General features: G+C 55.4%; 2 protein-coding genes. Both read left to right on the forward strand.

From position 1 onward, the window contains the following. The first annotated feature begins 400 nt into the window (after window positions 1–400). Window positions 401–3,721 carry an S-layer homology domain-containing protein gene (locus HMPREF2942_RS08260; RefSeq protein ID WP_070688837.1) on the forward strand — a complete coding sequence of 1,107 codons (3,321 nt, stop codon included), beginning with the start codon at window positions 401–403 and terminating at the stop codon, window positions 3,719–3,721. 363 nt (window positions 3,722–4,084) lie between these two features. Further along, the coding region (locus HMPREF2942_RS08265) for an S-layer homology domain-containing protein (RefSeq protein WP_246824412.1) at window positions 4,085–6,065 on the forward strand (1,981 nt) is incomplete at its 3' end.

A 6,065-nucleotide genomic window follows, 5' to 3' on the forward strand; every position in this document is an offset into this window, starting at 1 on the left:
TTTTGGCGTGAATCTCGGTGGGCTGTGCAGCAACGCATTTGGGGCTACACCAGGGGTTGGGAACACGAACGCTTTTTCATGGAGACAACGTCTGTCTATGACTTGGCGTTGATGCTCTACCGCATGGAGCACGGCGGTAGCCATCTCAAGTAGCGCCCAGTTGTGGTGAGGGGTAACCGGTGGGCTGGAATGTTCGGATTAGTTCGACTTTTCAGCCCGCCGGTACCGTCCCGATTTTTCTTCCCTGCCTTCTGCGAGTTCTTTTGCCCGGCACCAGGCTTTACGGGGCTTCTTCTCCCCTGTTCGGGGTTTTCTTTTCACGTTTTATCCGCTCGACTTCTTCGCTCGCTTCATCTACTCGCTCGCTTCAATCACCGCACAGTTTTTTGTAGATGGGATAATGATGTCTTCATTCTTCACGCCACGAGGCGCCCCGCGCCACCCGGCGAGCGCCCGCGCGCTCAGCCTGTCGCTACTGTTGGGTTTGAGTCCGCTGGCCGGTATCACCCCGGCGGCACTCGCAACACCGACCCAGGCGGCACCTGAGCAGCAGGCGCAGGCGACCCCAGCCTCCCCCGCTGCAGCTTTGGTTCAGAAACAAGCAGACAATCAGCAGAATCCTGTAGCCCAGGGCGAGCAGACCAGTTCGCTACCGACTCTGCGCGTCACTAGCGGAGCACTAAGAATTTATGCCGGAGGCACGGTGCATGTTGAGGGTGCCGGCTTCACTCCCGAATTCTTGGCGCACCATGAGCTACGTAGCCTCATTATTGCGCCCAAGGGTTCCTCTACCTACGTGGGTCCTCACCAGGAGCCAACATACCAGGGGCCGCGCTTTGACGTTCCGGCGCCTGCCCCAGACGGGACTTTCAGCGCTGACTTGGAAGTATCTTCCAACGGCATACCTGCGGGCATGGAGTACGAAGTTATTTTGACCTACCGCCCGCTAGATGAAGCGCACCCCTATCAGTGGAATACTGAGGATCGTATTCGTACGGCGCTCCCTGTGACGAATGATTTTCCGGCGTCTGTTCTGCCTTCTATTACCTATGATGTGGATTCTATTTCGGAGGAGCAGATTAATTCCGGAAAACCGATTGAAATCAATATGACGGGTTCGGGTTTTGACGGGATGAATAAGCTAAGTTTTACTCTCGTAGAATATGACCCGTCTGCAAATGTTACCCATAAATATATCAAGGAGCTGGAACCTTTTGACCCTTCGGATTCTCCGTATTCTAAGCGGGTTTTTCATGACCTAATTCCTAACGGTCATTTTCAGCATAAAATTACGATTCCTGCCGGTCTTTTGAAATCAGGCAAGGGTTATTATCTGTCGGTACAGGGAGACTCTCCTTCAGGCCCGATTGCTATGAGGCGTGCCTTCCCCTTCGTTCCTGTGGGCAAGAACCCCATGAAAATGCCTTACCAGAGCAATACGTACCGCAATACCCTTCCGAAGGTTTCGCTGTCCCCTCAGACGGTTGACCCGTACCATGAGGGGAAATATAAAGTTACTATTTCTAATATTTCCCCGGAAGTTGATTTGGGGTACTATATCGGGTCAATCAGTGTTTATAATAAAACTGCTCAAAAAACGATTGCCAACCTCAGCGTTAATAGTGACCATTACTATGAACGTGACAAAATTGTGGTCCGTAACCCCGACGGCACCCAAACCGTAGAACTTGAAATTAATGCTGAGGATATTAAAGAGCTACAGGGCGTGTATTTGGGTTCCGAAGCGGAACTGAGGGTCTATTTCTCAGATAATCCTTACTACGGTTCAGAGATTCATAATTTTACGGTTACTGCACCAGTTCGGCTGGCGGATTCCCCTACCCCATTGACCCCTCCCACCCCTGCTGAGGATAAGAAACCTGACAACCCGGTTGGCATGAAGCTCACCTCGGGCACCCTCAACATTTCTGAGGGCGGTACCGTCTCTGTGACCACTGCGCCGCTGAGTGCCGAGTTCCGCGCGAAGTACACGCTGTATGAGTTCGGCATTGTGGAGCGCGGTGAGAATTACCTTGAGCCATATTACGGCAATCCCCTTCCTGAGGCGCAGTACGGCAGCAAGGTTGCCGGCCTCCGCGCTGAGGGCAAGGCCCACGATAATCCTGACGGGAGCGTCACGTTCACTCTTGACATTCCGAAGCAGTGGATGATGGTTCCGGAGGGTACGCTCTTCGATGTGGTGCTGACCTACTACCCGTCCGATAAGCCTGACCCGCACGACTATCCGTATGAAGATTATCGTCTTACGGCACGAATTCCCTTGCCCACGGTGCGCGACCCTGAGCCTGACCAGCCGACGTACCGCTACAGCATTTCGGCGATTGATAAGCCGTGGCAGGATACGACTCTGACGGTTGAGGGCTACCATATTCTTCCCCCGAATATCGTAGGTGGATACGACAGCCAGGCGTACGTCACTCTATACGAGGCAGACCCGGCTACCGGAAAGATTATGGGACGCCCTGTTTTCTCCCATGCTGTTCCGTTGACGGGCAACTGCTTGCATCACTGTACGGGTTTCCGCAATAACTATTTCGGCACGAAGATGACGATTCCGGCGGGTACGTTGAAGCCGGGTAGGCTCTACATGATTGGTATCTACGGTTCTAATCTGCCTCACCCGGGTGAGGAGGAGTACAGCGGTAGCTTGCTGACCAGTGTTGCGCAGTTCCTTCCGGTGCGGTCGGGGCAGCCGAGTGATAACCAGCCGAATCCTGACCAGCCTGTAGCGCGTCCGGATTTGTACATTCCGTATAAGCGCGTCAACCCGTATCAGGAGATGAATACTCTCACCGCACGCGTCTCGAATCTTCCGAAGCTTGCCGAGGGCTATTACCGTTTCTCGATTCAGGCAACGGATATTTTCGGCGAGCTGACCGGTGAGAAGGCTCTGGAGCAGGTTATTCCCGCTGAGCGCATCCACGATGGTGCCGCTGAGGAGACGCTGAACGTTCCCGGTAGCGCGCTGAATTATGAGGGAGCGTACAGGGTTGTTCTGGAGAAGGTAACCCCGGGCAAGGATGGTGCCGCGGATGCGGTCGAGCCGGTGGCTTCTGAGAATCTTGATCTCTTGGCGAATACTGCTGAGGAGCAGAAGGCTGCTGTCGAATGGGTCAAGAAACAGGCTCTTCTGGATGAGAGTAAGACTGTGCTGAGTCGCCGCGATGTCACGGTGGCGCTGTACCGCCTGGCGGGCGCGCCTCATGCTGAGCTGCCTGCAACCAGCCCTTACGCGGATGTGGCACCGAACGACCCGGACTACGCCGCGTACATTTGGGCTCGTCAGAAGGGTATTACCTTCGGTTGGGTCGATGGTAAGTTCCACCCGGAAGCGAACCTTTCGATTGCCTCGACGGTGGCATTCCTGTACAGGTACCAACGAGCGCTAACCCCTGCGTCTTCGCCGGAGTCGAGCAGTTTGCCGTCTTCGTCTGTACCGAAGAGCGATACGTCAGATAGCAGTAATGTACCGGAGGAGTCTCCCACACGGGATTCACGTTCGCGGGTGCACTGGCCCGAGTATGAGCGTATGGACACTGCGTTCTGGAGGGAATCGCTGTGGGCTACCCAGCAGATTATCTGGGGATACGCAGAATATTATCGAGGCCACGGTGAGAATTTCAGCTTGGATACTGTTTCCTCTTGGGAGTTCTCACTGATGCTCTACCGCATGACGCACGGCGGCAGTCGTCTCAAGTAGTTACCCTGAAGTAGTTATTTGAGAGTCGCCTCCCGCGGCCACGCAGCCTGATACTGTGTTGCTTTACAATCGGTGATGGCGGGCTGAAATTTCGGGCTGATTCGCCCGGCTTTTCAGCCCGCCAGTACTTTCGCTAAGACGCACTGTGCGCCCCTCTTCTACTCAACTTTTCGTTCATTTTCACCGTTCATTTCCCCCCCTTCCACTCAACGTTTTCCCTCACTCGCTTCAATCCCCACACAGAAAACCACTGTGCAGAAAGCCACCGTGCCGAAAGCAACCATGTAAAAAGCACAGTGCAGAACATTAGATGGGATAACCGTGTCTTCTTTCTTCCGACCAACCACAACTCAGGGTGCTAAGGTGCCCGCCCTAAAGGCCCCTACCCAAAATGCCCGCACTCTAAAGACTCAGGGCAAGAAGGCAATCAGCCTCTCCCTGTTGCTGGGCTTGACCCCGGCTCTGGCGGTCACCCCTGCTGTGCATGCTGATGCGGCGCAGGCGAAACCCGCACAAGTGGAGCCCCCTCAAGCGGATCCGGCGAGCGCCGCCTCCCCTGCCGCATCGTTGCAGGCAACCCCCGTAGCTGCCACCCCCGGTGCCTCAGATACCGATGCCGTAGCCGCTGGCGTGAGCGATGCTGACAAGATTGATTTGAAGGTCACCACCGGCACTCTCAATATTTCTCAGGGCGGCACGGTGTCCGTGACGACTTCCCCGTTGAGCCCCGAGTTCCGTAAGAAGTACAAGCTCTTCCAGTTCGGCCTCGTGAACCGTGGTACCGGTTACGAGTGGTCCCGTACCGGCGAGGCAACCCAATATCCGCTGCACCGCGGCAAGGTTGATCATCTTCGAGATGACGGTATTGTCCGCGACAACCCGGACGGGAGCCTCACCTTCACCTTTGAGGTCAAGAAGCAGACCATCCGGGCTACCCCTTCGCCTGCCCTTGACGTGGTGCTGACCTACTATCCGGCGGGCGAGCGCGAGCCGAACGCCGAGGAGTATGAGGACCTCCGCCTTACTGCCCGCACTCCTCTCAGCCTGACGCAGGACCCTGAGCCGGATCGTACTACTTACGTGTACAGCATGCCGGCGATTGATAACCCCTGGGTTGATACGCAGCTGACGATTGAGGGCTACCATATTCTCTCTAAGCAGCTTGTTGAGCCGGGGAGTGCCCCGGCATATCTGATGCTGTATGAGGTTGACCCTGCCACGGGAAAGATGGTGGGCAAGCCTGTTTTCACTCATGCAGTTCGTTATACGGATTGCGGTGAATACTATTGTTGGAGTTTTCTGAACAACTATTTCTCTGCGGATGTGACAATTCCTGCGGGTACTCTGCGACCGGGTAAGGCGTACATGATTGGTGTCTACAGCGGCCTCTTCCCGGATCCGGATGAGGAGAAGGTACCCGGTAGCCTTTTGACGGATGTTGCCCCGTTTATTCCGGTGCGCTCGCCCAACTCGAACGCCGAGGTGAAGGATGCTGCCCCGGTTCTGCGTGTTGAGCCGCAGCAGATGAGCCAATATCGTTCTGATTCACCGCAAGTGAGCCCCTATTGGGAGAAGAACACGTTGCAGGTGCGTGCCGTGAATCTGCCGAAGCTTGCTGAGGGTCATTACCGTTTTTCGCTGCAGGCTACGGATGCTTCTGGTAATCTGACCGGTCAGAAGGCGCTGAAGCAGGATATTGCGGCTGACCGCATCCAGAGCGGTTACACGGAGGCAACCCTCACTATTCCCGGTGAGGCGCTGAATTATCAGGGCGGTTACAAGCTGGTGGTGGAGAAGGTTCTTCCCGGTCGGGGTGGTGCCGCGGATTCTGTGCAGCAGGTTGTTTCTACTGACCTTGGTTTGGTGGTGAACGCGTTTGAGGAGCGTGAGGCTGCGAAGAGGTGGTACAAGGCTCAGCAGCTTCCTAAGTCAGAGTCCTATTTTTCTGAGAATTTGACGCGCCGTGATCTGACGGTGGCTCTCTATAGGTTGGCGGGTTCCCCAAAGGTTGAGCTTCCGGCGACCAGTCCGTATTCGGATGTTCAGCCTAGCGACCCGGACTATGCAGCAATTGTGTGGGCTCGTCAGCAGAGCATTACGTCCGGTTGGATTGATGGTAGTTTCCACCCGGATGCACAGCTTTCTACTCGCTCTATCGTTGCGTTCTTGTACAGGTATCAGCGTTCGCGCGGTAAGGTGTCGCCCATCTTGCCGGCTGCCGCGCCTCAGCCTCGTAATGGCAGCTTGCCGGGGTCGAAGGATTCTGAGCTGAGCACTAAGTATTGGGCTACGGATTTAAGCGAGGGTAGCGCTTTTTGGCGTGAATCTCGGTGGGCTGTGCAGC

The sequence above is a fragment of the Rothia sp. HMSC071C12 genome (genome assembly GCF_001813895.1).
Classification (GTDB): Bacteria; Actinomycetota; Actinomycetes; order Actinomycetales; family Micrococcaceae; genus Rothia; species Rothia mucilaginosa.